21 protein-coding genes are annotated in these 22,944 nt (G+C 65.0%); 3 read left to right on the plus strand and 18 right to left on the minus strand.

Going from position 1 to position 22,944, the window contains the following annotated elements; genetic code table 11:
• Window positions 1–18 precede the first annotated feature (18 nt).
• From QQL87_RS10575 to QQL87_RS10640, 14 genes are all read right to left on the minus strand, one after another.
• Entirely contained in the window at window positions 19–321 is a 303-nt protein-coding gene (locus tag QQL87_RS10575; protein ID WP_284417463.1) for an MmoB/DmpM family protein, read from the minus strand.
• 10 nt (window positions 322–331) lie between these two features.
• A complete protein-coding gene (locus QQL87_RS10580; RefSeq protein WP_284417464.1) occupies window positions 332–712 on the minus strand; it encodes a monooxygenase system ferredoxin subunit in 381 nt (126 codons plus the stop codon).
• Window positions 705–950, minus strand: coding sequence for a toluene-4-monooxygenase system B family protein (locus QQL87_RS10585; RefSeq protein ID WP_284417465.1), 246 nt, complete (start codon window positions 948–950; stop codon window positions 705–707). The genes QQL87_RS10580 and QQL87_RS10585 overlap by 8 nt, the downstream gene beginning before the upstream one ends.
• Window positions 951–1,067: 117 nt before the next feature.
• Window positions 1,068–2,552 (minus strand): aromatic/alkene/methane monooxygenase hydroxylase/oxygenase subunit alpha, encoded by a 1,485-nt coding sequence (locus QQL87_RS10590; protein WP_284417466.1) that lies wholly within the window; start codon window positions 2,550–2,552, stop codon window positions 1,068–1,070.
• Between the two features lie 420 nt (window positions 2,553–2,972).
• The gene (locus QQL87_RS10595; protein WP_284417467.1) at window positions 2,973–3,296 is read right to left on the minus strand and encodes a 2Fe-2S iron-sulfur cluster-binding protein; all 324 of its coding nucleotides are present in this window, start codon (window positions 3,294–3,296) and stop codon (window positions 2,973–2,975) included.
• Between the two features lie 15 nt (window positions 3,297–3,311).
• Window positions 3,312–4,073: an SDR family NAD(P)-dependent oxidoreductase gene (locus QQL87_RS10600; RefSeq protein WP_284417469.1), complete on the minus strand. Its 762-nt coding sequence runs from the start codon at window positions 4,071–4,073 to the stop codon at window positions 3,312–3,314.
• Window positions 4,070–4,687 (minus strand): HD domain-containing protein, encoded by a 618-nt coding sequence (locus tag QQL87_RS10605; protein WP_284417470.1) that lies wholly within the window; start codon window positions 4,685–4,687, stop codon window positions 4,070–4,072. Before QQL87_RS10605 ends, QQL87_RS10600 begins: the two co-directional genes overlap by 4 nt.
• Window positions 4,684–6,129 carry an aldehyde dehydrogenase family protein gene (locus QQL87_RS10610; protein WP_284417471.1) on the minus strand — a complete coding sequence of 482 codons (1,446 nt, stop codon included), beginning with the start codon at window positions 6,127–6,129 and terminating at the stop codon, window positions 4,684–4,686. The genes QQL87_RS10605 and QQL87_RS10610 overlap by 4 nt, the downstream gene beginning before the upstream one ends.
• A gap of 17 nt (window positions 6,130–6,146) precedes the next feature.
• On the minus strand, window positions 6,147–6,686 hold the full coding sequence (locus QQL87_RS10615; protein ID WP_284417472.1) for an HD domain-containing protein: 540 nt from the start codon (window positions 6,684–6,686) through the stop codon (window positions 6,147–6,149).
• 117 nt (window positions 6,687–6,803) lie between these two features.
• Window positions 6,804–8,612 carry a PEP-utilizing enzyme gene (locus QQL87_RS10620; RefSeq protein WP_284417473.1) on the minus strand — a complete coding sequence of 603 codons (1,809 nt, stop codon included), beginning with the start codon at window positions 8,610–8,612 and terminating at the stop codon, window positions 6,804–6,806.
• A gap of 43 nt (window positions 8,613–8,655) precedes the next feature.
• Window positions 8,656–9,735 carry a PEP/pyruvate-binding domain-containing protein gene (locus QQL87_RS10625; RefSeq protein WP_284417474.1) on the minus strand — a complete coding sequence of 360 codons (1,080 nt, stop codon included), beginning with the start codon at window positions 9,733–9,735 and terminating at the stop codon, window positions 8,656–8,658.
• A gap of 84 nt (window positions 9,736–9,819) precedes the next feature.
• Window positions 9,820–11,076 (minus strand): cytochrome P450, encoded by a 1,257-nt coding sequence (locus tag QQL87_RS10630; protein WP_284417475.1) that lies wholly within the window; start codon window positions 11,074–11,076, stop codon window positions 9,820–9,822.
• 183 nt (window positions 11,077–11,259) lie between these two features.
• Window positions 11,260–12,552, minus strand: coding sequence for an AfsR/SARP family transcriptional regulator (locus QQL87_RS10635; RefSeq protein WP_284417476.1), 1,293 nt, complete (start codon window positions 12,550–12,552; stop codon window positions 11,260–11,262).
• 631 nt (window positions 12,553–13,183) lie between these two features.
• The gene (locus QQL87_RS10640) at window positions 13,184–13,705 is read right to left on the minus strand and encodes an aminotransferase-like domain-containing protein (protein WP_284417477.1); all 522 of its coding nucleotides are present in this window, start codon (window positions 13,703–13,705) and stop codon (window positions 13,184–13,186) included.
• On the opposite strand from QQL87_RS10640, the gene QQL87_RS10645 reads away from it, so the two are divergent.
• Complete coding sequence (locus QQL87_RS10645; protein ID WP_284417479.1) at window positions 13,692–14,417, plus strand: hypothetical protein; 726 nt, start codon at window positions 13,692–13,694, stop codon at window positions 14,415–14,417. The genes QQL87_RS10640 and QQL87_RS10645 overlap by 14 nt on opposite strands.
• 888 nt (window positions 14,418–15,305) lie before the next feature.
• On the opposite strand, the gene QQL87_RS10650 is transcribed toward QQL87_RS10645, so the two are convergent.
• From QQL87_RS10650 to QQL87_RS10665, 4 genes are read right to left on the minus strand one after another with little or no spacing between them, the layout of a single operon-like run.
• Entirely contained in the window at window positions 15,306–16,502 is a 1,197-nt protein-coding gene (locus QQL87_RS10650; protein WP_349817264.1) for a 2Fe-2S iron-sulfur cluster-binding protein, read from the minus strand.
• Window positions 16,502–17,332 (minus strand): FAD binding domain-containing protein, encoded by an 831-nt coding sequence (locus tag QQL87_RS10655; RefSeq protein ID WP_284417482.1) that lies wholly within the window; start codon window positions 17,330–17,332, stop codon window positions 16,502–16,504. Before QQL87_RS10655 ends, QQL87_RS10650 begins: the two co-directional genes overlap by 1 nt.
• A complete protein-coding gene (locus tag QQL87_RS10660) occupies window positions 17,329–19,701 on the minus strand; it encodes a xanthine dehydrogenase family protein molybdopterin-binding subunit (RefSeq protein WP_284417483.1) in 2,373 nt (790 codons plus the stop codon). The genes QQL87_RS10655 and QQL87_RS10660 overlap by 4 nt, the downstream gene beginning before the upstream one ends.
• Before the next feature lies 1 nt (window position 19,702).
• A complete protein-coding gene (locus QQL87_RS10665) occupies window positions 19,703–20,980 on the minus strand; it encodes an amidohydrolase/deacetylase family metallohydrolase (RefSeq protein WP_284417484.1) in 1,278 nt (425 codons plus the stop codon).
• A 174-nt stretch (window positions 20,981–21,154) separates the two neighbouring features.
• On the opposite strand from QQL87_RS10665, the gene QQL87_RS10670 reads away from it, so the two are divergent.
• Both QQL87_RS10670 and QQL87_RS10675 read left to right on the plus strand, forming a co-directional pair.
• Window positions 21,155–21,640: a MarR family winged helix-turn-helix transcriptional regulator gene (locus tag QQL87_RS10670; protein ID WP_284417485.1), complete on the plus strand. Its 486-nt coding sequence runs from the start codon at window positions 21,155–21,157 to the stop codon at window positions 21,638–21,640.
• A gap of 453 nt (window positions 21,641–22,093) precedes the next feature.
• Complete coding sequence (locus QQL87_RS10675; protein ID WP_284417486.1) at window positions 22,094–22,927, plus strand: nitroreductase family protein; 834 nt, start codon at window positions 22,094–22,096, stop codon at window positions 22,925–22,927.
• Window positions 22,928–22,944: the final 17 nt, after the last annotated feature.

The following is a 22,944-nucleotide window of genomic DNA, read 5'->3' on the forward strand; positions in this document are numbered from 1 at the left end:
GACGTGTCCTCCCGAGATTTATGCTGTGTGGATGGTCCAGACCCATTCGTCGTCCATCGATTCCAGCCGGCCGCCGAACGACACCAGGCTCGGCTCGATTTCGGCGAGCCGGAACGGCCGCCCCAGCGCCGCCTGCATGCTCTTCTGCGTCAGGCGGAAATTCCGGTCGGCCTGGATGCGGACGTAGCCGCCGCGGTCCTCGACGACGATCTCGACGTCCGGATTGTCCTGCTCGCTCGCCGCGATCACGGCCTCGATGATGTCCTCGTCGACGCCGCGGATGACGGGGCCGACCAGTTTCGGTGCTGCTGTCGTGGTCATGAGCTGTGTCCTATGCGTCCTGTTCGGTCTTGTGGCGCAGGCGGCGCAGTCGGCCGTCGCGGGGCACGCCGACGAGAATGGCTTCGCCGTCCCTCTTCACCTCGTAGCGGAAGAGGCGGCAGTCGCGCGGGTTGAGGCCGCGGCCGTCATCCATGCTGAACTCCCACTCATGGGCCGAGCAGGTGATGGTGCCGGCTTCGAAATCGACTTTGCCGTCGGCCAGCAGGATCTCCTGGTGCGGGCACATGCCCTGGAAGCAGCGCAGCTCGCCGCCCGGCAGGTGCACCACGATCACCTCCTCGCCGTCGACTTCGACGCCGATGATGTCGCCCTCCCAGAGGTCGTCCAAGGTGGCGACCTGGCGCCATGTGACGCTGGCATCGTCAGACATAGGCCACCTCGATCCAATCCATCGGCTGGATGCCCGATTGCGCGATCGTCATCGACGAGGGTAGCTCTCGGCCGTTGTAGTAGACGCATTTCGGCGCGCTCCTCTCGGCGACGCGCAGTCCAACGGCGTGCTGCGCGACCTTATCGGCCACGATGCTCATGTCATCGCCGTCGTCGACCGGAATAAGCAGGACGACGAAGTCGCCACGGAAGTTGGCTTGGAGCGGGAACAGGGCCACGCTTGCCTCCCATATTGGTTGGTTGTCTTGATTGTTGGTTTGTCTGTTGTCGTGTCGATCAGCTGCGCCGCTCGTGAGCGGCACCTCCTGCCATGCTGGCCGCAGGCGGCGGTCGCTTCACTCCGCCGCGAGGCGGGATGCGCCATTCCAGGCGTAGGCTTGGGCGTCGTTGCCGGCGACGTCGGGCGTGATGCCCATATATTGAAGCGCGCCTTCCAGCGTGGGCGGCTGGATGTGGCCGGCGAGAAAACGGTCGACGACCGAGAGATGGGTGTCGTAGCGCTCGGGCTGGCTCTTCCACACCCACTCGCAGACCTCGCAGCAGAAGTTCAGCTTGCGGCCGTTATGCGTGGTGATGCGCGGCGCCTTGCCGATGCTCGGGCTGCAGATCGGGATGTGGCAGCAGTTGCAGACGATCGGCAAGGTCGCTGGATAGGTCTTCTCGATCTGCCCGGTGCGCACGTTGTCGCCGATCACGTCCCACAGCTTGCCGAAGCGGTCGTTCCAGCCGGGATATTTCTGCTCCAGCCAGTCGCGCTCGGCGGCGGACACGCCGGCGTCCGGATTCCACCACACCGTCGGCCGCCAGAACCAGACGCCCATGTGATAGGCATGATGGACCCAGTCGAGTTCCGGCAGGAAGTGCTCTTCCCAGTACCACGGCACGTTCATGCCGAGGTCCTTGAACTGGTCCATGAACTGCCGACAGATCCAGTCCTGCATGAATTCCTTGAACGACATCGTTCTGCTTTCTAGCGGCGTGTAGTAGTCCATAGAGATGCCAGTCAGCAGCGCGAACAGCTTCCATGATCGCCAGAACATCTGGTCGACCATCTTCTGCGCCTCGGCCTTCCTGCCGTTGTTGATCATGATCTTCAAGGTCGGCTCGCCCTGTTGCGAATGTCGCGCCTCGTCGGTCTGGATCGAGGAGATCAACGCGCCGAACTCGATGTCACCGACATGCAGAGCGTCCGAGGCCATGCCGAGGAATTGCAGGTTGGTGAAGCCGGTCTCGAAGGTGAAGGTCAGTTGGATCGCTGTCGACACCGCGTCGTTGGCAGTGAACATGTCGTCGAACAGGCTGCGCGCTGCGATCACGCCCCATTCGTTGGTGTGCATCGCCTTGTGCGCCCAGTCGAATTGCGGGTCCTTCGCCAGCAGGCAATAAGGGAAGTAGATCTGCGCCTGGCCGTGGCGGCACTCGTCGAGCGTGCCGAACGCGGCCATGTTGCGCCAGGCGGCGGCGCGGCCGAACCGCGCCATGCGCGCCTCGCCGATCGAGGCGAAATATTCCGGAACCGGGATCGCGCCGTAATGCGCCTTGATCGCCGACTTCCAACCAGCGTCGAGATTGTCGTACAGATTGGAGCGCGCGATCGTCGAGCGGATCGAGTAGATGCCGTCGTCCTTGCCGGCCTGGTTGTGGACGTATTCGCGATAGGTCAGCTTGTAGGGCTCGTCCCACCCCCACCATTGCTCGCCGTGGATGCCGAAGCTCTTCGAGAGCTCCTCAGGAAAGACCTCGTCCTCGCTGACATAGGAGAAGGCCCAGTTCATGTCGCGGGCCGTGTCGTAATAATCCCGCCGCTGCAGCTTCGGCATCGTTGCTCCTCCCGAGCTTGATGGTCACGTTCGTTCTTCTTCGTTACGGCCGCTGCGCCGCCCTTGAAGGGGCGAACCTTGTGCGGCTGCTGTCGGACGTACGATCTATTTCTTGGGACTGATCGGTCGTCGCTCGATATTATGTGACACAGTGTAGAATGTGTTCTTTGGTTTTTCTTTAGGTTGTTCTGCGCATGCAGATCGACAGCTTACATGCTGCTAATTCAAGCGCAGGCGAACCGCAGCCGTGCTGTGGCGTCATTCACGAGTTGATGCGATGCGAGATAAGGGATTGATGGCGTCGATGATCGACGCACTCGTATCGATCAGACGCTTCGACCTGCTCGAGCGAGCAGCCCGGGAGGCGTCACAAGCCGACCGTGTGGAGGAGACGAGGAGACCAGCGCTGCGTTCGGACGATCAGCGGCTGCGGCCGACGACGTGAAGCTTCAGCCCATCGAGCGCGTCGGTGATCGCGATCTGGCACGCCAGGCGGCTCTCCGGCCGTACGTCGGTGGCCTCAAATTCGAGGACGTCGGCTTCGATGTCGCCGGCCGGGCCGACGCGATCGATCCAGGCGGCGTCGACGTGGCAATGGCAGGTGGCGCAGATGCATGAGCCGCCGCATTCGCCGATAATGCCATCGACACTGTTGCGCTTCGCCGCCTGCATGGCGCTTTCGTCGCGCTCGGCATCCACCGTCCGCAGGGTGCCATCGGGTTCTATGAAAGTGATCCTGGGCATGAGTGGTTGCTGATCCTAATTGAACTGCCGGCCGCCATCGACAATCAGGGTCTGACCGGTGATGAAGGCCGCGGCGGGCGAGGCGAAGAACAGTGCGCCGCCGACCATGTCGTCGATATCGGCTGCGCGTTTCAGCGCGCCGCGCGAGACGCCGTATTCGGCGGCGTTCTCCATCAGGCCGAGGCTGGCCTCGGTGAGCGTGAAGCCGGGCGCGATGACGTTGACGGTGATCCTGTCGTCGCCGAGCTCGCGCGCCAGCGCGCGGGTCAGCGCGATCACAGCACCTTTCGACGACACGTAGTGCAGCCACATCGGTGAGCCGCTCATCACCGTCGCCGAGGAGACATTGACGATGGCGCCGCCGCCTGTCCGTCGCATCAAGGGGGCGGCCGCCTTGCTCATCATCCACACGCCCTTGACGTTGACGCGCATGACGCGGTCCCACTCGGCTTCGGGGATCGCCTCGAAGCTGCGGCGCTCCAGCCCGGCATAGATCGCGGCATTGTTGACGAGAACGTCGACGCCGCCCATGCGCGCGGCGGCGAATTGAGCCAGCGCTGCTGTCGAAGGCTCGCTCGCGACGTCGACCTCGGCGGCATGCGCCTTGCCGCCGGCCTCGCGGATCAGCTGCGCGGTCTCCTCAACCCCGCCAAGACGGATGTCGGCGGTGACGACCTCGGCGCCTGCGGCGGCGAAGGCCAGGGCGAACCCGCGGCCGAGCCCGCCGGCGGCGCCGGTGACGATCACGCGCTTGCCATGCAGCTGGATCGTGCTCATGCGGACACCTCGATATGCAGCAGGTCGGGCATGTAGGCGGAGGCCATGCCCTCGGCGATCAGCGCCTGGGCCATGCTGGTGCCGGCGTCGGTCAGCATCGACGGCAGCACGAAGCTCTCGAGCATCGCCAGCGTCTCCTTCGGCGGTGTATCGAACCAGCAGCCGATCGTAGCGACGCCGTGGCCGGTGAAGCGCCACAGCTTGTCGGCATCCTTCATCAGCGCATCCTCCCGCGAGATCGCGGCCTTGCGGGTGTCATGACCGTCGATGATGGCAAGGATGGTCTCGTTCTGAAGGCCGGGGATCGCCAGCCGACCGAACGCTTCCGCCGCAATCTTCACGCCTTCGATCTCGTGTGCGCGCTGCAATTCGGGATATTTTGGATTGGGACCAACGGCAGCGGCGAGCTGCTCCTGCGGGAACTTCTTCCAGCCGACGTCGTGCATGAGGATCGCGGGCAGCACCACGGAGGCGTCCGCCTCGGGATGGATCCGCAGCAGGGCCTGGCCCAACCGATAAGAAATCAGGGTGTGCTCGTCATTCGATCGCACGTCGAGCCAGGGCCGCGCGGCGAGCCAGATCGGCAGATCCTGGTCGCGCAGAAAATGCGTCATCGCAGCTCCGCGTCGTAGGTGAGATAGATGGTCTTGTATTCGAGATAGTCCTCGACGCCGTAGCGGCCCTTCTCGCGGCCGATGCCGCTTTGTTTGACGCCGCCGAACGGCGCGCTCTGGCTGGAGCGCTGGATGTCGTTGATCCAGACCGAGCCGGCTTCGAGGCGTTCGGCCAATGTGAGTCCGGTCGCGAGATCGCGCGAGAATACGAAGGCGGCAAGGCCATAGACCGTCGCATTTGCCAGTCGCAGCGCCTCCTTGCGATCGTCGAAGGAAGCGACACCGAGCACCGGCCCGAAGGTTTCCTCGGTCATCACGAGAGAGGCCGGATCGGCATCGGCAATGACGGTCGGCGGCAGGAACCAGCCATTGTCGTAGAGCCCGCCCGTCAGCCTTGCGCCGCCGGTCAGCAGCCTCGCGCCGCGAGAGCGCGCATCGGCAATCTGCCGCTCGCTATTGCGATAGATCTTCTCGTTGACGAGGGGGCCGAGCGCGCAGGTCGAGGTCAGGCCGTTGCCGACGTCGAGCTGCAGAACCTTGTCGGTGAGCGCATCGAGGAATCTGTCATAGGCAGCCCGCTCGACATAGACGCGATTGACGCGGTAGCAGAACTGCCCGGAATTGGCGAAGGCGTGACGCGCGATCGCCGCTGCCGCCGCACCGATTTCGGCGTCGGCGCAGACGATGGCTGGACATTGGCCACCGAGCTCGAGCGTGACACGCTTCATCGTGCCTGCGGCCGCCGCGGCAATCGTCTTGCCGGCCCGCGTGCCGCCGGTGAAGGCGATCTTGCGCGGCGTCGGGTGCTCGATCATCTGCATCCCGATGTCGGGGCCGCGGCCGGTCACGACGTTGAAGCAGCCGTTGGGATAACCCGCCGTCTTGAACAGCTCGGCGAGCCGCAAGGTCGACAGCGGCGTATCCTCGGCGGGCTTGGCGACCACCGTGCAGCCGGCCATCAGCGCCGCCCCGAGCTTGAAGCAGAGCAGGGTCACCGGATAGTTGAACGGCGTGATCGCGATCACCACGCCGACCGGCTCTCGGGTGATGATGATCTTCTCGCAGGCGACACCCGTCAGCGGCATCTCCGCGTGAAGGCGCAGGCCTTCCTCGGCATAGATCTCCAGCAATTCCGCCGAGCGCTGGATTTCGGTGACGGCGCCCGCCAGCGGACGGCCGAGCTCGCGGGTCAGCAGGCGGCCGAGCTGCTCGGCGTTCTCGCGCATCAGCCGCGCGGCGGCCTTCTGCAGCCGCGCGCGCTCCGCGACCGGCACTGCCTTCCAGACGTTGAACGCCGTCTCGGCGGAGCGGATCGCGGCATCGACGTCGGCCTGACCTGCATCCGGAACGCTGTCAATCGTCTCGCCAGTGGCCGGATCCAGCACGTCGAAAGTCGCGCCGCTTCGGCCTGCAACCCAGCGGCCGTCGATGAACATGTCCATGTTCGTAGGCCCCAGGTTCAGATCAGGTCGAGCATGAGTGCGACGCGGGTACTGGCCAGCGCCTCCTCGGCCATCTGTCGTCCGACCTCGGTCTCGAGCAGAGCGAATTGCGTCGTCAGGCGGGCGGCATATTGATGCGGCGTCATCTTGAACCAGTCGCAGGCGACCGCGACGCCGGTGGTGGTGAAGCGCCACAGCTTGTCGGCGTCGCGCACGATCCGGTCGTTGAGCGAGCGCGGGTAGGGACGCGTGTCGTGTCCGTCGATGATTTCGGCGACCGCGACGATGACCGGCTCCGGCCAGTCGGCCTGCTCCAGCACCTCGCGCGACATGCGTACGCCTTCGCTCTCATGCAGGAAGCGTACGTCGGACTGCATCATGTTGGGTCCAAAACCCTTCTCGATGATGTCGGTCATGTCGATCGAGTACCAGCCGATGTCGTGCAGGATGATCGCGAGCGAGACGATGTCCTCGTCCGCGTCCGGATGGTGCGCCAGCAGCTTGCGCGCATAGGCGTATGATAACGGGATGTGCACATCGTTCTTACGAGCGCGCATATACGGCTCGCTGATGCGCCACACCTGATCATACCGGCTGCCGATTTCGGGCCTGTCGAGCATTGCAATGCCAATCTAGCGGGAAGGCCGGCGTCGCCGGCCTCCCGTGTTTCGGGGTCAGGAGAGAATGGTGACTTCGCCGGTCGAGCCGTTGACGCGCAGCATCTGGCCGTTCTTGATCGAGGAGCTGGCGCGTCCCGTGCCGGTGACGGCGGGCAGGCCATATTCGCGGCACACGATCGCGGCGTGGGACATCATGCCGCCGATGTCGGTGACGATCGCGTTGATCTTGCCGAAGATCGGCGCCCAGCTCGGCGCGGTCACCGGCGCGACCAGGATCTCGCCCTGCTCGATCTGGCCGAGCTCGTCGGCCGAGCGCACCACGCGGGCACGGCCCTCGACGATGCCGGGCGAGGCGGCCATGCCGGACAGCTTGGTCGTGTTCGCCGCGCCGTCGAGCCAGCGGCCGATGCTTTCCGTGGTGATACCCCAGAGCATGATCGTGAACGGCTCGGTGATGATATCGGGCGGATTGTTGAGCGCGGGCTGCGGCGGCGTCGTCGCGAGCGCCGCGAGGATTGTCTTGCGCCGCTCGATCTCCGGCGGCCAGTAGGTCGGGCCGATCGCCGGCGCGCCAACCGCCCAGCCATTGCCATAGTCGAACAAGGCGTCGCGGACTTCCTGCCGGTTGAGATAGAACAGGTCGTCGGCGTCCTTCCAGAAGCCGGCATCGCGGAAGATCGCGCCGAGCTCGCGCATCTTGCGCCAGAACACGCTCATCGACCAATGCTCAATGTAGAAATTGTGGTTCTCGACATAGGGGAACACGGTGCGGGCGAGCCCGAGCTTGCCCTCGAAGGCGGCGCGGGCGTCGGCGTCGAGCATCTCGGCATATTCGGAGGTAATGCGGTCGCGCTCCTTGGCGATGGCCTCGGTCGGCCGGTCGATCTCCTCGCCGCGCTGGACGCGGACGACGTAGTCCCTGATGTAGCCGAGCGGAATGTCGAGATGCTCGATCCAGTATTTGTCGGTCGAGTAGAAACCGTTGCCTGAGGTGAAGTTGAACCAGGGGTCCTGCGCCTCCTTCCAGGCCTTGAGCCATTCGGCGCCGTTTGGCGCACGGCCGACCGCGGCGAGCGCCTCGTCGACCGATCCGCTCTTCAGCGCATCGGTGACGCCCAGCTTCACCGCGAGCTTGGCGAGCTTCTTCAGCTCGTCATCCGGCCGAAACAGGTCGACCTCGACGCCCTGGACCATCTTGGCGATGGCCTGGTCCGGAATGGTGGGGAATTGCTCCTTCATGAAGCTGAAGAAGTCGAGATAGGCGGCGTAGCCGAGATTCAGGAACTCGAAATGATACTGCCAAGTCTTGTACAGGAGCTGGATCGCGCGGTCATAGGTCTCGGTCAGCGCATAGGTGTTGTCGAGACCGACGCCGCCGGTGATCCAGTCGAGCGGCACGGCATCGGGCAGCGGCTCGAAGTTGAGGGCCTCGAGATCGGCGATGTTGGCGCGGACCTTCTTGTCCCAGTTGGCCAGCAGGCGATCCCAGTTCTGGAAGTAGTAGCCGGCGCGCTCCATGAAATGCGGCACGCGGCCGCCGATCAGCTCGGGCGCCACCGCGACCGGGCTCATGTAGCAATAGCCGTTGTGGATGCGGTACTCGACGCCGTTGGCCGGCGGGATCAGATAGTGCCGGGTGTTGTACTGGCCGAGGCACTTCACGGCGAATTCGACCGTGACCGCATCGAACGGCTTGAACGGGGAAGGCCAGTGCTGCGAATCGCAGAACCAGAACTTGCCGTCCTCCTTGTCGCGCAGGCTGTTCTGGAACTGCAGATAATAGGGATAGAGCTTCTCCCAGCCCTCGGCGCCCGCAGGCGTCTTCAGGTCATAGGGACTCGGAAATTTCGCGTGCGCCGTCATGATCGTTTCCCCTCATTCTCTCTGTTGTTCTTTGTCGTGATGCTCAGCGCTTGGCCTGGATCGGGGCGAGTAGCGTCCCCAGCACGCCGGCGATGCCGGTTTCGTAGACAGCTGTCGTCTGCTTCTTCTTCTGGCTCCACACCGTCTCGGGCCGGCTCTGCAGCGCGACCAGATTTTCGTCCTCCGGCAGATCGGCATCGATCGCCCATTCGACGTCCTGCGGGCAGCCCATGCTGCGCTCGAGCGATTTGGCGAGCCGGGCGACGGAGAGGACCTGAGCATTGGTCAGGGAGGGCAGGGTACGACGCTCCGGCGCGATGACGCGCTCCACCGTGCGCCGCGCCGCCCGATCGGCGACCAGCTCGAAATCCTTCTCCGAGATGCGCTGCTTGATCACCTGCAGCAGCACCTTCTCGACGACGAAATTGTCCGGTGTGATCTCGCCGGAGACAACGGGCTCGCCGAGCCCAAACGCGGCATCGATCACGATCTTGGTGCGATCACCGTTGATCGGGTCGAGCGTCATCGCCACGCCGGCCGCTGACGCATTGACCATTTTCTGGACGCCGACCGACATCAGCACGTCGATCTGGCCGAGTCCGTTCTCGGCGCGGTAGGAGATGGCGCGGGCATTGAACAGGCTGGCCCAGCACGCCTTAACCTTCTCGACCACGGCGTCCTCGCCGACCACCCAGAGATAGGTGTCCTGCTGGCCGGCGAAGCTGGCATCGGGCAGATCCTCGGCCGTCGCCGAGGAGCGCACCGCGACCGGCAGTTCGCCGTTGGGCGACATCCGGCGATAGGCCTCGCGGATCGACTGCTCGACCACGCCGGGCATCGGCTGGGTGATGATCACGTCGCGGATCTCGTGCGACAGCTTCTCCTCGTCATCGACATCGTCCAGCACGATCCGCGACAGGCGTTCGCTGATCGTCGCCTCGAGCCCGTTGCTGCGCAGATGCAGGGCGTAGGCGTCGGTCGCGACCGCAAAGCCTGCGGGCACGCGCACGCCTTGCGCGATCATGCGCGCGAGGCTGGCGCATTTGCCGCCGATGCGCGGGAAGTCGGCCTCGCACGCGGCTTCGAACGGCACGATGAAGGATGCGGCTGCGTTGGCGCCCATGCGTCTGTTCCCCACCTTGTGACCCGGATCACTTCCGGGCTTGTTGTTACTTGTGAAGCACGTTCCAAAGACGAACGGGACGCGTCAGGCCACGTCCCATTCGATCCGAAGCGCCGTCGGCACGCGAAACGAGATGTTGTGAACGAAGTCAATGGTCTGGTCCGCGGCCAGTCGCAGGCCGGGAAGCCGGCGTGTCAGCTCTCCCAGCGCTATCGCGAACTCGATGCGGGCGAGCTGCTGGCCGACGCAGGTATGGATGCCATAGCCGAAGGCCAGATGGCTTCTCGCATCGCTGCGTCGGACGTCGAAGCGGGCCGGCTCGGCGAAAACCGCCTCGTCGCGGTTGGCGGAGCCGATCAGCAGCAGGATGTTGGAATCCTTCGGCACGGGCACGCCGCCGATCTCCGCGTCCTTCAGCGCGCGCCTTCGCCACGCCACGATCGATGGGCTGAAGCGCAGCGATTCCTCGACGGCGGTGGGAATCAGCTGCGGTTCGGCGATGATGGCTTCCCAGTTCTCGCGCCGCTGCAGCAGCTCGCGCATGCCGTTTGCCATCAGGGTCGTCGTGGTCTCGTGGCCGGCGAACAGCGCGCTGTAGAGCACGCCGGCGATCTCCTCATCGCTGATCTCGGCGCCGTCCTTCTGCAGTCGCACCAGATCACCAGGCAGATCATCGGTCGGATGATCGTGGCGCTGGCGCACCAGATCGCGGCAGTAGTTCCAGTATTCCACCATGTTGCGGGCGTGCTCGATCTGCTCGTCGTCACTGAGATCGCCCCAGGTCAGGAGCGCGCGACTGACCGCCCAGGATTTCACCCGCGGCACGTCCATGTTGGGAATGCCGACCAATTTGAACAGCACCAGGGCCGGCACGTCATAAGCGAACTCGCGGAAGAAGTCGGCATGGCCGCGCCCTGCAAAGGCATCGATCGCCTGGTTAACGATCGCCTTGATTTCCGGCTCGATCGCCCTGAATCGACGCGGTCCGAAGCAGCCCTGGACCAGCTTGCGGATGCGCGTGTGATCGGGCGGTATGCGAGCTGACAGGCCGGAATAGGCGGTGAAACCGCCCTCGCGCATGATGCGCCGGCCTTCCTCGCACATCGGACGCAGCGGCGCCTGGGCGTTCTCCGACGAAAAGGTGCGCCAGTCGTCGAACACCGCCTTGATGTCGGCGTGACGCGCGACGACGTAATATTTCAACTCGTCAGAGAAGAAGACCGGCGCTTCGGCGCGTGCCCATTCGTAGAACGGGAACGGATCGCGCATCTCGAACGGGTCGAAGTCCTTCGCGGCGTCGTGATAGGGGCATCGCGCCAGCTGAGCAGCCGAACCTGGCATGTGGTCCTCCCATTCGTCGCCCTTGAGGGCGACCGTTTGTTATGGGCCCACTCTAAGCGGCGGCCTTTGGGTTTTCTTTAGTCCGTAACTGTATGACAAATTGAGATAAATCGTCAATTTGCAGGTGGTGGCGGCGTTTGATACGGCCGGCGAAGCCCGGTGCGAGGTCGGTGGATGCGGGGCTCAAGCCGTCAGCTTGCGATGCAGCTCCTGGAGCGAGGCGCTCTTCGGCCGGTCGTCGAAATGCTTGAGCGAGTCGAGGTAGAGCTTGAATTGGCGGTCGATCGCCTCGCGTCGTCCTTGCGCCTTGAACACCTGCATCGCCTCGGCATGCGCCATCTCGCACAACGGGTCGATCGCGAGCGCCTTCTGACAATGCGCGAGCGCGGCCGAGTAGTCGCTGCGTTCGAGATAGATCCGCGCTGCGTCGCGCTGCACCTTGAAGAACATGTCGCGCAGCCAATAACGCTTGCTCCAGCACCAGTCGCGCTCGCCATCGTCGGCATATTCGACCGGAATGTCCTCGAACAGATCGCCGGTGTAGAGACGATCCGCCGCCTGCAGGCAGATCAGCGCCTCGTCGCTGGCGCCGGCCTTGATGTGTCCCTGGGACTGCCGGCACAGCTGCTCGAAGGTCGAGATGTCGAGCCAGCTGCGCTCTGGCGGCACCAGCACATAGCGCGAGCCCTCGCGCCGGACGTAGTTGCGGCCGCCGTCGCGTCCCTCCGACTGGCCCAGCGCCAGCCGTAGATAGCGCACGGTGTGATACAGGCGGTTGCGCGCCGCCTCGATATCGTCGGCATTGGGCCAGAGCAGATCGGCGAGCTCATCGGTGCTGGCGCCGTGGCCGCCCTTCTGCAGCAGATAGGCGAACAGCGTCTTGGTCTTGCGGGTCGCGCCGCCTGGCGGGTCCCAGTTCACCTGGCTGCCGTCATTGCGATAGATCCGCAGACGGCCGAAGCAGCGAATCTTCCAGCGGTCGCGGCTGTCGAGGTGAACCGCGCCAGGCTCCTCCGCCGATCGGCGCAGCAGCCACATCGGGTCGGCGCCTTCGGCCGCATGCAGCGCGGCCGCCGACGTTCCGATCCGCAGCTCCGGCGCAATCGCGCCAAGCCAGAAATCGACCTGCTCGCGCAGCGCGCCGCGTGTCTGCAGCCGCGACGGGAGCCAATGTGGGTTGCTGACCAGTCCGGCGCTGGTGAGAATCTGCGGATGGCCGCGGAGAGCGACGAGCAACTGCTCGTCAATCAGCAGCCGGCGGTTGTAAAGCGAGGCGATCGAGAGCACGGACTGCCGGGTGAGCGCCTCCGCAAGCGCCGGCCAGCCCTCGAAATTGGCGGTCGCGGAATTGGTCTCGAGGCCCCAGCTCATGTCAACGACGAGCATGGCAGGGCCGTGATCACGGGTTGGCGAGACCCACTTCTCGATCTGGGCTGCGACGTCACGGAACGAGATCGGTACCCGCAGCAGCGCCATTTCGACGAAAGTCTTTCCCTCGACGCATCGAATCTCGTTGACGCGACTCGCGAGCCTTTGGGCGGTCGTGATCGCTTTTGCGTCCGCCGCAATCACGAAAATCCGCGACGGGCGTGCAACGGCGAGGTAGTGCTTGAAGAAGTCCGCAAAGAGAAGTCTTTGCTGCGTCGCAAAATGGGCTAGGTTGACACAACTGTTCTCAGCCATCGGTACCCACCCGCAACAACTCCTATCGGAGGCGGCAGACTGGAGCCAGTCTAAGAGTGGCCGTTGGAAACATGCAAGGCCCTGTTCGCAAGCACTCGTTACGAGCTTGAAGTGCTTCTCTCCTTGGATTTCGAGCGCATTGTGGCGCGGAACGACTTTTTGCTCGTCGTGTCAATGGACTCCGCACGTTCGACAGCGAACAAGTCAAATAGACTCTGTTTCCATCCTGCAGCGGCCGCCAGCCAGTGTAGGCGGCGGCGCGAACTGCAGTCCTAATGGTTCACGAGGGCAGGGCTACGACTCCCCCGAGGTCATTGGAGGTCAGCCGATCTACGCCTTGCAACAGCGATAGCGGGCGCGTTTCACGATAGTCTGGAAAACGTCTTTGCTAGCCGGCTGTCCGCCGAGACGCATAACGTCAGGCCTATAGGAAGGCCGATGCCATGGCAGGTGTCTTGAGCAAGGCGTGAGCGAGATATTCCAGATCGTTCTTGATCTGGATTCGCGTCTTCGGGCCGCCGATGCACAGTCGCACCGCCTCGGGTATCTTGCCGCCGGCAACGAATGCGTCGCTGGCCACGACGCCGAGGCCGGTTGGTTTCATGTGATCGCCGAACGCCGCCCGGGTCCAAGTCTTCGGAATCGAGACCCAGACGTTAAAGCTGAGTGGATCATGGCGATAGGAATCCTTCGGCAGGATATCGCTGACCAGCTTCTGCCGCGCCCTGGTCTCGGCGCGAATGAAGCGCAGCAGCGAGTCCGCCGTTCCATCCTCGGTGGCCAGATGACGACGCGACAGCGTAGCGTCTACGTCACCGGCGACGAGGTTAACGGAACCTGGAAATGGTCGCTTCATTACCGCAAGTTCCGTGGCCGCGGTCCAGGCGCAACTGAACGTGCACTCGGCGCCGATGGGATTTTCGAATTCGCCTTTGAGCGCGGCCAATATAGCCGCATTAAATCTATTCTTTTTCAGTCTAAGATGGCTGGCTCAAGCGCCGATGGTCTGGCGCGAACAATGTGCGCTCCTATCAACGTGGCGCGAAGCCGCTTTCATCGTCCTCTATGATATCAAGGATTTTAGAGCCGTTACGCTGGATGCCGCCTTGCAGGCGAAGGGTGCTCTTGAGCACGCTCAGAGTGAAACGTTGGCAAGGTTTCTAGTCAACGAGTTCATCGGCTGCAAGGTCGGCGACAATGATCTTCGATATATGCCGGGAACGCGCGAGTTGAGTTGGTATTCTATCAACAATGAGACCGTCGGTGTACGGTTTAGCATTCCTCATCGCTTCCGTCTAAACGTAGTCGCGCCAAAGCGCGGGCTTGGTATCCCGCACATTAACCGGAACATCGCTCCCGAACAGATCCATCGCCATCGAATGAAGGCAACTCCGGAGGATATGTTGAAAGTTCAATATGAGCAGGCAACGCAAAGCCCGAAGCAAGCCGTACACCAGCTTTTTCGTGTTTATCACACCGATTTCTTCAACGGTTTTTCGATGCAGACCCGAGAGCTTTTGAATGCTCGACTGCAGGAATTTAATGAAGCGCGTAGCGAACGAGAGACTCGTCAGGCGACTGTTCGCCCCCGATCAAACGAGCCGGACGATGTTGAGACAGAGCAGTCCGCCAAGAAGGGACCGCCCGAAATATGTTGACGGCGCTAGCGATTACGGTGACGCGATTGCGGTGACGCTGCTGGACTGCACAAAACTCTTGAGCTTCGCTCGCTATCGAGACCCCCTCGCTGCCCCTTAGGAGCGGGGCCCGCGACGAAGGCCTGGGCATCCGCGTCTTTCTTAGCGATAATGACGACGTGGATGGCTGTGACCGCGCATGGCCATGTCCATTGGAGAGCGGCGGGGCCACTCGCGGACACGTGGTCGTCCGGCGACTGATCGTCCGCCCGACGGGCAATCCTTGCACGCCTCGCATGCACCAACTGCCCGTCGTGCCAGTTTGTCGCGCACTCATTCCTTGCCACGTCGGGCAAATCACCTCCACATTTCCGCGCATCCCGGCTCGCTGAAGAGGGACGTTTCGCGATCGTCACGAGCGTCGAGCTGGGGAGGCGATGGGCGCGTTGCTCTGCAGCCGGGTGTTAAAGCCCGCGCCGACGAACGGAGCGATGCGACGGCGAAATGGTGTGGTCCTGGCATCGCGGTGCTGATGCCAAGCCGGTGGTGATGATGATCCGCCGGCGACGGGGGCAAGACAGCCGATCCCCGGGGAGAGCGCCTATAAACCGTCAAACCGTCGCGCAGGGAAGGCCGGATATTGGGCTGAACCTGTGGTTCTGCCGCGTGCTTATTTGCTGCACGCGGACCGCGGGTATCAGTCGATACCCGACCTTCCCTGCGCCTCTTCTTCGAAAGGAAGAGGTCGACTGATGGCAAAGCTCGGGCGCATCTCGCCGCGAGAAAGCTCAGCCATGCCTGCTGTATGAAACGTGGAGACAGGTGCCGGGACGATGTCCCACGCGGGTGTTCGGCGCTCATGTCACGGCTGGCCGTGAGCGAGAACCAATTCGCCGGCGAGCGGCGGTTTCATGGCCCGCGCATGCGCCGGGCCAAGCCGGTGAGACGTTGCCGTGCGACGTCCAGCAGCAGGGCAAGTGCGTTGAGGCGCTGCGGCTCTGGTGTCTCGGCCGAGCTCGTCGTGCCGTTGAGATGCCGGTCGCAGTTCTGCGCGAAGGTCGTCGTGATCCGCGACGCCAGATCGCGCACGAGCCCATCACGCGCGATTTGCGCCAGCGGGCCGGAGAGGCTGTAGCCGATCGTGAGCGCGACGCGGGTTGCCCGTCCTTGGTCGATCGGAAGCATGCGCCAGCTGATCTGTCCGGAGGTCGAGGTGCGGCTCCGCTGGTCACGTCCCGTGCCGATGAGCCGGCCCGACAAATCCGCCGCATTGCGATCGATGCGCGCAGAACCGCGGAAGACGGCCGACAGCGGGCCGATGGCGACCCTGATCTCGCCTTCGATGTGATCGGGCGCCGGCATGGCCGTGATCGTGGCGCCGGGAAAGCATGCGGCCAGGGTCTCGACGTTTCCGAACAGCGCGAAGACATGCTCGGGCGCGGCGTTCACCGTGAACGATGCGTCGAAGCTCTTGGCGGGCACGGCCGTGGGAGGATCGAGCGTGCCCAGGGCAACGCCGCGGGAGAGCTTCATCTCGGTCACTGGTGGCAGCGCCGACGAGGTGGCGGTCGCGATCGCGCCCGGCTGCGATCCCACGGGGCCGAGCGTTGTGCGTCCTGCGCCGACCACGGCCGCAATGCCACGCTGCCGCCGCGCCTCGATCACGGCGCGGACAGCGCGGACGATCCCGACATAGCCGGTGCAGCGGCACAGATTGCCGCTCAGGCCGACACGGATGGCCTGCTCGTCCGGGCGGTCGAGGCGCAGCACGAGGTCTCGCGCCGACATGATCATGCCGGGCGTGCAGTAGCCGCATTGCAGGGCGTGCTCGCGCGCGAAGGCCGTACGCAGCTCGGCTGCGATCTCATCCTCATCCAGGCCTTCGATGGTCGTCACGGCAGCACCGTCGCAGGCCACGGCGAGCGTGATGCAGGAGCGGGCCGGAGCGCCGTCGAGCAGCAGTGTGCAGGCGCCGCAGACGCCGTGCTCGCAACCGAGATGCGTGCCCGTCAGGTCGAGCTGGTCACGCAGGACGTCGGCGAGGTGGGTGCGCGGTTCGACCGTCGCCTCGGTCGTGGTGCCGTTGACGGTGAGCTGGAGCTTCATCACGGGGCGGCCTCCGCGATCGCGCGCGCGAGCACGCTGACATGGATGTGCCGGGCGGCCGGATCGGTCACGCCGGCCTGCATCAGCAGGCGGTCGGCGAGGTCGCGATCGAACGACTGCCTGAATTCAGTGATCGCTCCGCCGAACAGGGATGAATCGTCGATGACGATGGGCGTCGTGTCGATGGCGCCGATGACGATACGGCTGCGGGCCGTGTCCGGCTCGATCAGGACGGCGGCCATCGCATGCGCGAATTCCCCGGGCTTGCGACAGGCCTTGGCGTAGCCGAAGCGCGCCGCGGGCGACAGCGAGGGGAGGCGGATCGCGGTGACGAGCTCGCCCGGACGCAGCGCGGTCTGCAGCGCGCCCTGGATGAACTCCGTCACGGCGAGGTCGCGTCGGCCTGCGGAGCTCGTGAGCTGCACGCTGGCGCCGAGCGCTGCAAGGGTCGTCACCCAGTCGGCGGCCGGGTCGGCGTGACCAAGCGAGCCCCCGATGGTGCCGCGGTTGCGCACCGCGCGATAGGCGATGCCGCGGGCGATCCGCGGCAGCACGCCTTGAGTCACGTCGGGGATGCGACCGTCCTCGATATCAGCATGGGTGACGCAAGCGCCGATCACGAGAGCCTCGCCGTCGCGCTCGACCGAACGAAGCTCGGCAAGGCCGGCGATATCGACGATACGCGGCGGCTGCACAAGACGCAGATTGAGCATCGGGCCGAGCGACTGGCCGCCGGCCATGATCCGGATTTCGCCATCCGCGTCTGCGAGCAGAGCGAGCGCGTCGCTCATACTGTTGGGACGCCCATAGGCGAAGGATGCGGCCTTCACGTCGCGCTCGCCTGTTTTGCGGCGAGCACCGCTGCGACGATCCGGCGCGGCGACAGCGGCGACTGCATCAGCTCGGCACCGAGCGGCCGCAGCGCGTCGTTGACGGCATTGGCGATCGCAGCCGGCGGCGCGATCGCGCCGCCTTCGCCGATGCCCTTGACGCCGAACATCGTGTAGGGCGATGGCGTCTCCATATGGAACAGCCGCGGAGCAGGGACTTCGGTCGGACCCGGCAGCAGGTAGTCGGCTAGCGTCGTCGCCAGCGGCTGCGCGGCCTCGTCGAACGGCATCTCTTCATACAACGCGGTGCCGATGCCCTGCGCCAGGCCGCCGAGAATCTGGCCATCGACGATCATCGGATTGACCAGCACGCCGCCATCCTCGACGATGACGTAGTCGAGCAGTTCGACCTCGCCAAGATCCGGATCGACGGCGACCGTGACGGCATGCGCCGCATAGGAGAAGGTGCCGCTGTCGCGCACCGGCTTGTAGCCGCTGGTGACCTCGAGGCCGGCCGGGTCGACATCCGCCGGCAGATCCTGCGGCCGGCGGTACCAGGTGTGAGCGATCTCGGCGAGGCTGACGCTGCCATTCGGCCCGCAGGCGCGGCCCTCGCGCCACACGACCGCCTCGGGCGAGAGCTGCAGCAGCTTGGCGCCGATGCGCGTGGCGCGCGCGACGAGTTGCGCGCAGGCGGTGCCCACGGCGCCGCCGGCCATCACCATCGACCGCGAGCCCCAGGTGCCGGTGGAGTAGGGCGTCATCGCGGTGTCGCCGAGCACGACGCGGATCTTGTCGGGATCGACGCCAAGGATCTCGCACGCGACCTGGGCGAGTGTCGTCTCCAGCCCCTGGCCGTGGGAATGAACGCCGACGCGCAGCTCGAGTCCGCCGTCGGGTGTCAGGCGCGCGGTGGCCTGCTCATGGCCGGGCACCATCGGAATGCCCCAGCCGGCATAGACCGAGGTGCCGTGCGCAGCCTGCTCGCAATAGATCGAGACGCCGGTGCCGATCAGCCGGCCGTCCGGTTCGCCGCGCTGCTGCCGCGCGCGAACTGCGGGGACGTCGATCGCCACAAGCGCCCGCTGCAGCGCGCCGGGATAGTCGCCGCTGTCGAAATGCTTGTTGGTGATGTTATCGAACGGCATGTCCTGCGGCTGTACCAGATTGCGCAGCCGGACCTCGCCGGGTTCGAGCCCGGCCTCGACCGCGACGGCGTCGAGCAGCAGCTCGAGCGCGAAGCAGACACCGGTGCGGGCGACGCCGCGATAGGGCAGGATCGGGCATTTGTTGGTCGCGACCGAGTAGGTGCGGCAGCGATAGGCCGGCATCCGATACGGTCCCGGCAGGATGCTCGCGATCTGCGCTGCTTCGAGGCAGGCCGAGAACGGATAGGATGAGTAGGCGCCGGAATCGACGATGGCCACGCAGTCGATGCCGCGCAGCCGGCCGTCGCGATCGGCATAGACCGTAATGTCGTAGGCATGCTCGCGGCAATTCGCGCTCGCGCTCAAATGCTCGCGCCGGTCCTCGAGCCAGCGCACCGTCCAGCCCTTGTGCATGGCGAGCCAGCTCAGACAGACCTCCTCGGGCAGCAGGATGCCCTTGTGGCCGAAGCCGCCGCCGATATCAGGCGCGATGATGCGGATGCGGCCCTGTTCGATACCGAGGCAGTCGGACAGGCCGTTGCGCACGATGTGCGGCATCTGCGAGCCGGTGTAGAGCGTGAGCTGATCGAGCCGGTGATCGAAGGTCGCGATGACGCCGCGGCCCTCCAGCGGCGCCATGCACTGGCGTGCCGTCGAGATCTCGCGCGTCACCTTGATCGGCGCGTCCAGCGCGGCTGATATGTCGACCTCGAAGTTCGTTTCGAGGAAGACGTTGTCGCCCCAATGCTCGTGCACCAGCACGCTGCCGGCTGCGCGCGCCAGCCGCATGTCGTGGACCGCCGGGAGCGGCTCCAGCTCAAGCTCGACCGCTGCTGCAATGTCCTCGGCCTCGGCGCGGCTGCCGGCGACGCACATCGCCACGAGCTCGCCGACGTGGCGCACCTTGCCCACAGCCAGCACCGGCTGCTCGGAGATCTTGAAGCCGGGCAGGCCGGAGACGGCCCGGATCGGCTTGATGCCGGCGAGGTCGTCGGCCGTGAAGACGACGTCGCGAAACGCGGCGGGAATATGGATCGCCTTGATCCGGGCATGCGCCACCGGGCTGCGCACGAAGGCGACGTCCTTCAGTCCCGGCAGCCTGATGTCGGCGACATACTGACCGCGGCCGCGCAGAAAACGGTCGTCCTCCTTGCGCAGCAGCCGCGCGCCGACGCCGCGTGGCGCGCGCGCATCCGAGGCGGTCGGCGCAGCATCGGTCACGTCAGGCCGCGACCGCTGCGGGCAGGATCGGCGCGGTCGCATCGTGACGGATGCCGGCGCGCAGGCAGAATACCGGCTGCAGCAGCTTCTCGGCGATCACCTCGGTCTTCTCGTTGTCGCGCAGCACGAAGCGGCCCTGCTTTTCCCGGAGCACGCTGACATCGGCGTCCATCCCGGGTCGCAGCGCGCCGATCTGATCGGACAGGCCGAGCATGGCCGCGGGGTTCGACGTGACCATCGGCACGACCTGCTCCAACGTCAGGCCGAGCGCGACCATCGAGCTCATGGCTTGCACGAGACTGAACTTGGCCTGACCGGCGAACGGATGGTTCTCGTCATCGGCATGTTCGTCCGGCGTACCGGCAGGCGCGGGCACATGGGTGTTGTAGCCGTGGATGTCGGCGCCGAGCGTATGCGGCACGATGCCGGCGTCGATCGCCTTGCGCGCCAGCCGATAGGAGAAATGGCTGCCATGGCCGACGTCGACCTTGAGCCCGCGGTCGAGCGCGGCCCGGATCACCGGATGTACATCGCCCTTGGTGTTGACGAAGCCGCCGGGATGCCGCGTGAACGGGTGCGCCAGCACGTCGCCCGGACGCAGCAGCGGGATCACGCGCTCCAGGATGGTGTCGACGTCCTCGCCATTGGTGCCGCTCGCGGGCAGGCCCCAGAGCTGGCCGAAATGCACATAGACCGGCAGCTCGGCGCGGCGGCCGATCTCCGCGGCCATCTCGATCACGCGGATGCCCCAGCGCGCGAAGCCGCCGATCTCGGCATGCGCCTTGATGCCGCGGACGAGGTCGCGGTTGGCGACCGCGGATTTCACCGTCGCGTCGATGTCGACGCAGTCGGGCCGGTAGAGATCGGGGTAGTAGTGGCCCTCGAGGCCGCCGACCAGATAGGCCGACAGGAAGGCATAGACGCGCGATTGCGCCGGCTCGGCGACGAAGTGCCGGAAGCCGGGCAGGGTCATGCAGGACGGGCCGCCCTGGTCGATCAGGCTGGTGACGCCCGACTGCACACCGACCATATCCGCATTCATGCCGAAGCGGCCGGTGACGTACTGATAGACATGGGCATGGGTGTCGATCAGTCCCGGAACCACGAGCTGGCCGGTGACGTCGACCACGTCCCTGGCGCTGGTCGGCAGGATATCGGATTGGACGGCGGCGATGCGGCCATTGCGGATGGCGACATCCTTCAGTCCGTCGATGCCGGAGGCGGGGTCAATGACGCGGCCGCCGCGCAGCAGCAGATCGAACGAGGCGCTCACGGACATGCAAGGTCTCCTTTCCGGGCAACGTAATCGCCCCGGTCAAAGCCTTCCTCGACGAGCCGGCACGATTGATGAGCCGGCCAATTTACGAAGCATGCTTCGCATTACATCAAGATCCGTGCCATAGACAGCTTCAATAAGATGCAGTGTGATGAGCGCTTATGCGGGAGCCGTTCAATGGCTGGAAGGAACAAGCCCAGGGCAGGGACATCGTGGCCGCTCGACGAGCGTCCGGGCTATCTGATCCGGCGGCTGCATCAGATCCATGTCGCGCTGTTCCAGGAGAAATGCGCGGCCTATGAGATCACGCCATTGCAGTACAGCCTGTTGACGGCGCTGGCGAAACGGGGAACGGCGGACCAGACGGCGCTGGCCCAGGACATCGCGCTCGACCGGACCACCACGACGGGGGCGTTGAAGCGGCTGCAGGCACGCGGCCTCGTCGACCGTAGCGTCGGACAGCACGACCGGCGGTCGCAGACCTGCCGTTTGACCCGTTCTGGCGCGGCATTGCTGCGCAAGATCGAGCGGCCGGCACGGGCGGCGCATCTCGCGACGATCGCGGATCTTACGAAGGCCGATCAGAAGCGGTTCATCGCCATGATGCAGGCGATCGTCGAGGCGCAGGGCCAAAAGCTCGATGCGACACGATCGCCCGGCTGATCGGGGCCGACGGCGATCGTCTCGATTAGATAATGGGCATGGTGCTGCCTGAAAAGCAGCGCGTCGTCGGTGGGCCGCACCGGCCGGGGCGTCGGCCGCCGGAACAAATACCACAAATACGAAGCATGCACCGCATTTCACCGCCGCGGCGTTTTGCCCGGAACTGACGCATGTCGCTGCCCATTTGGGGCTCGGACCGAGGCGCGAACGGGTGCACAAGCATCCCGCGCGAAATGCCTGACCGCGAACTGGCATGTCCCTTGCTGACCCATTCCGACAAGAGCCCTGCGCGTCAGCGACGGGGCGATACGAATCTGGGGCAGCGACACCGATGTCGCGGCGCGTGGAGTGAGCGATGCGATGTCTGCTGCGGCGCGACCCGCCGATCATTGCTCTGGCCAATGGCGTTCGTTCGACACGGTGCGTCGCGTGTGGTTTGAGAGAGGCGTCGTGATGTCCGAGCATGCCGATGTCCTCGCGACACGCTTCGGAGACGGCGGCCCCGATGGTGGCGGCGTCGAGCCCAATGCATTTCTGCGCAGCGTGCTGTCGCGCAAGACGGTGCGCCGCTACAGCGACCAGATGCCGGAAGAAGGGCTGCTCGACCTCCTCGTTGCCTGCGCGCTGAGCGCCTCGGCCAAGTCGGATTTCCAGCAGGCCTCGGTCATGCGCGTGCGCGATGCCGGCAAGCGGGCGGCGATCGGCAGGCTGTTTCCGAGCATGCCGTGGATCGGCGCGTCACCGGTGTTCTTCGTTTTACTTGGTGATGCACGGCGGCTGCAGCGGATCGGCGAGCTGCGCAGCAAGCCGGTCAGCAACGGTACCCTGGAAGGTTTCTTCAACGCCTCGGTCGACGCGGCGCTGGCGCTGCAGACGATGATCCTGTGCGCTGAATCCGTAGGTCTCGGCACCTGTCCGATCAGCGTCATCCGCAACGAGATCGACACTGTGGCCAAAGTGCTGGAGCTGCCCGACATGGTGTTCCCGGTCGCCGGGCTGTGCCTCGGCTATCCCGCCGCGGAGGGCCATGTCAGCCTGCGGCTGCCGCGCAGCATCACCACGCATCTCGACCGCTATGGCGACGACGCGCTGCCGGCGGCGCTCGACGATTACGACCGGCGGCGTCATGCCCGGCACGCGATTCCGAAGGACCAGCAGCGCGGCAATTCCGAGTTCGGCGAGGCCGAGTTCTACGGCTGGTCGGAGGACAAGGCGCGTCAGGCGGCGAAGGCGGAAGGCGCGGCCTTCCCGCCCTATCTGCGCGCGCACGGCTTCAGCTTCGATTGATGAGTTCATATGAGGAG

The organism is Bradyrhizobium sp. SSBR45G (genome assembly GCF_030159255.1).
Taxonomy (GTDB): Bacteria; Pseudomonadota; Alphaproteobacteria; order Rhizobiales; family Xanthobacteraceae; genus Bradyrhizobium.

Coding starts and splice junctions, on each gene's coding strand:
- QQL87_RS10575 (WP_284417463.1), bottom strand. CDS start 321: ATGACCACGACAGCAGCACCGAAACTGGTCGGCCCCGTCATCCGCGGC.
- QQL87_RS10665 (WP_284417484.1), bottom strand. CDS start 20,980: ATGTCCGTGAGCGCCTCGTTCGATCTGCTGCTGCGCGGCGGCCGCGTC.
- QQL87_RS10630 (WP_284417475.1), bottom strand. CDS start 11,076: ATGCCAGGTTCGGCTGCTCAGCTGGCGCGATGCCCCTATCACGACGCC.
- QQL87_RS10625 (WP_284417474.1), bottom strand. CDS start 9,735: ATGGGCGCCAACGCAGCCGCATCCTTCATCGTGCCGTTCGAAGCCGCG.
- QQL87_RS10580 (WP_284417464.1), bottom strand. CDS start 712: ATGTCTGACGATGCCAGCGTCACATGGCGCCAGGTCGCCACCTTGGAC.
- QQL87_RS10670 (WP_284417485.1), top strand. CDS start 21,155: ATGGCTGGAAGGAACAAGCCCAGGGCAGGGACATCGTGGCCGCTCGAC.
- QQL87_RS10650 (WP_349817264.1), bottom strand. CDS start 16,502: ATGAAGCTCCAGCTCACCGTCAACGGCACCACGACCGAGGCGACGGTC.
- QQL87_RS10595 (WP_284417467.1), bottom strand. CDS start 3,296: ATGCCCAGGATCACTTTCATAGAACCCGATGGCACCCTGCGGACGGTG.
- QQL87_RS10675 (WP_284417486.1), top strand. CDS start 22,094: ATGTCCGAGCATGCCGATGTCCTCGCGACACGCTTCGGAGACGGCGGC.
- QQL87_RS10620 (WP_284417473.1), bottom strand. CDS start 8,612: ATGACGGCGCACGCGAAATTTCCGAGTCCCTATGACCTGAAGACGCCT.
- QQL87_RS10635 (WP_284417476.1), bottom strand. CDS start 12,552: ATGGCGCTGCTGCGGGTACCGATCTCGTTCCGTGACGTCGCAGCCCAG.
- QQL87_RS10610 (WP_284417471.1), bottom strand. CDS start 6,129: ATGGACATGTTCATCGACGGCCGCTGGGTTGCAGGCCGAAGCGGCGCG.
- QQL87_RS10590 (WP_284417466.1), bottom strand. CDS start 2,552: ATGCCGAAGCTGCAGCGGCGGGATTATTACGACACGGCCCGCGACATG.
- QQL87_RS10605 (WP_284417470.1), bottom strand. CDS start 4,687: ATGACGCATTTTCTGCGCGACCAGGATCTGCCGATCTGGCTCGCCGCG.
- QQL87_RS10615 (WP_284417472.1), bottom strand. CDS start 6,686: ATGCGCGCTCGTAAGAACGATGTGCACATCCCGTTATCATACGCCTAT.
- QQL87_RS10600 (WP_284417469.1), bottom strand. CDS start 4,073: ATGAGCACGATCCAGCTGCATGGCAAGCGCGTGATCGTCACCGGCGCC.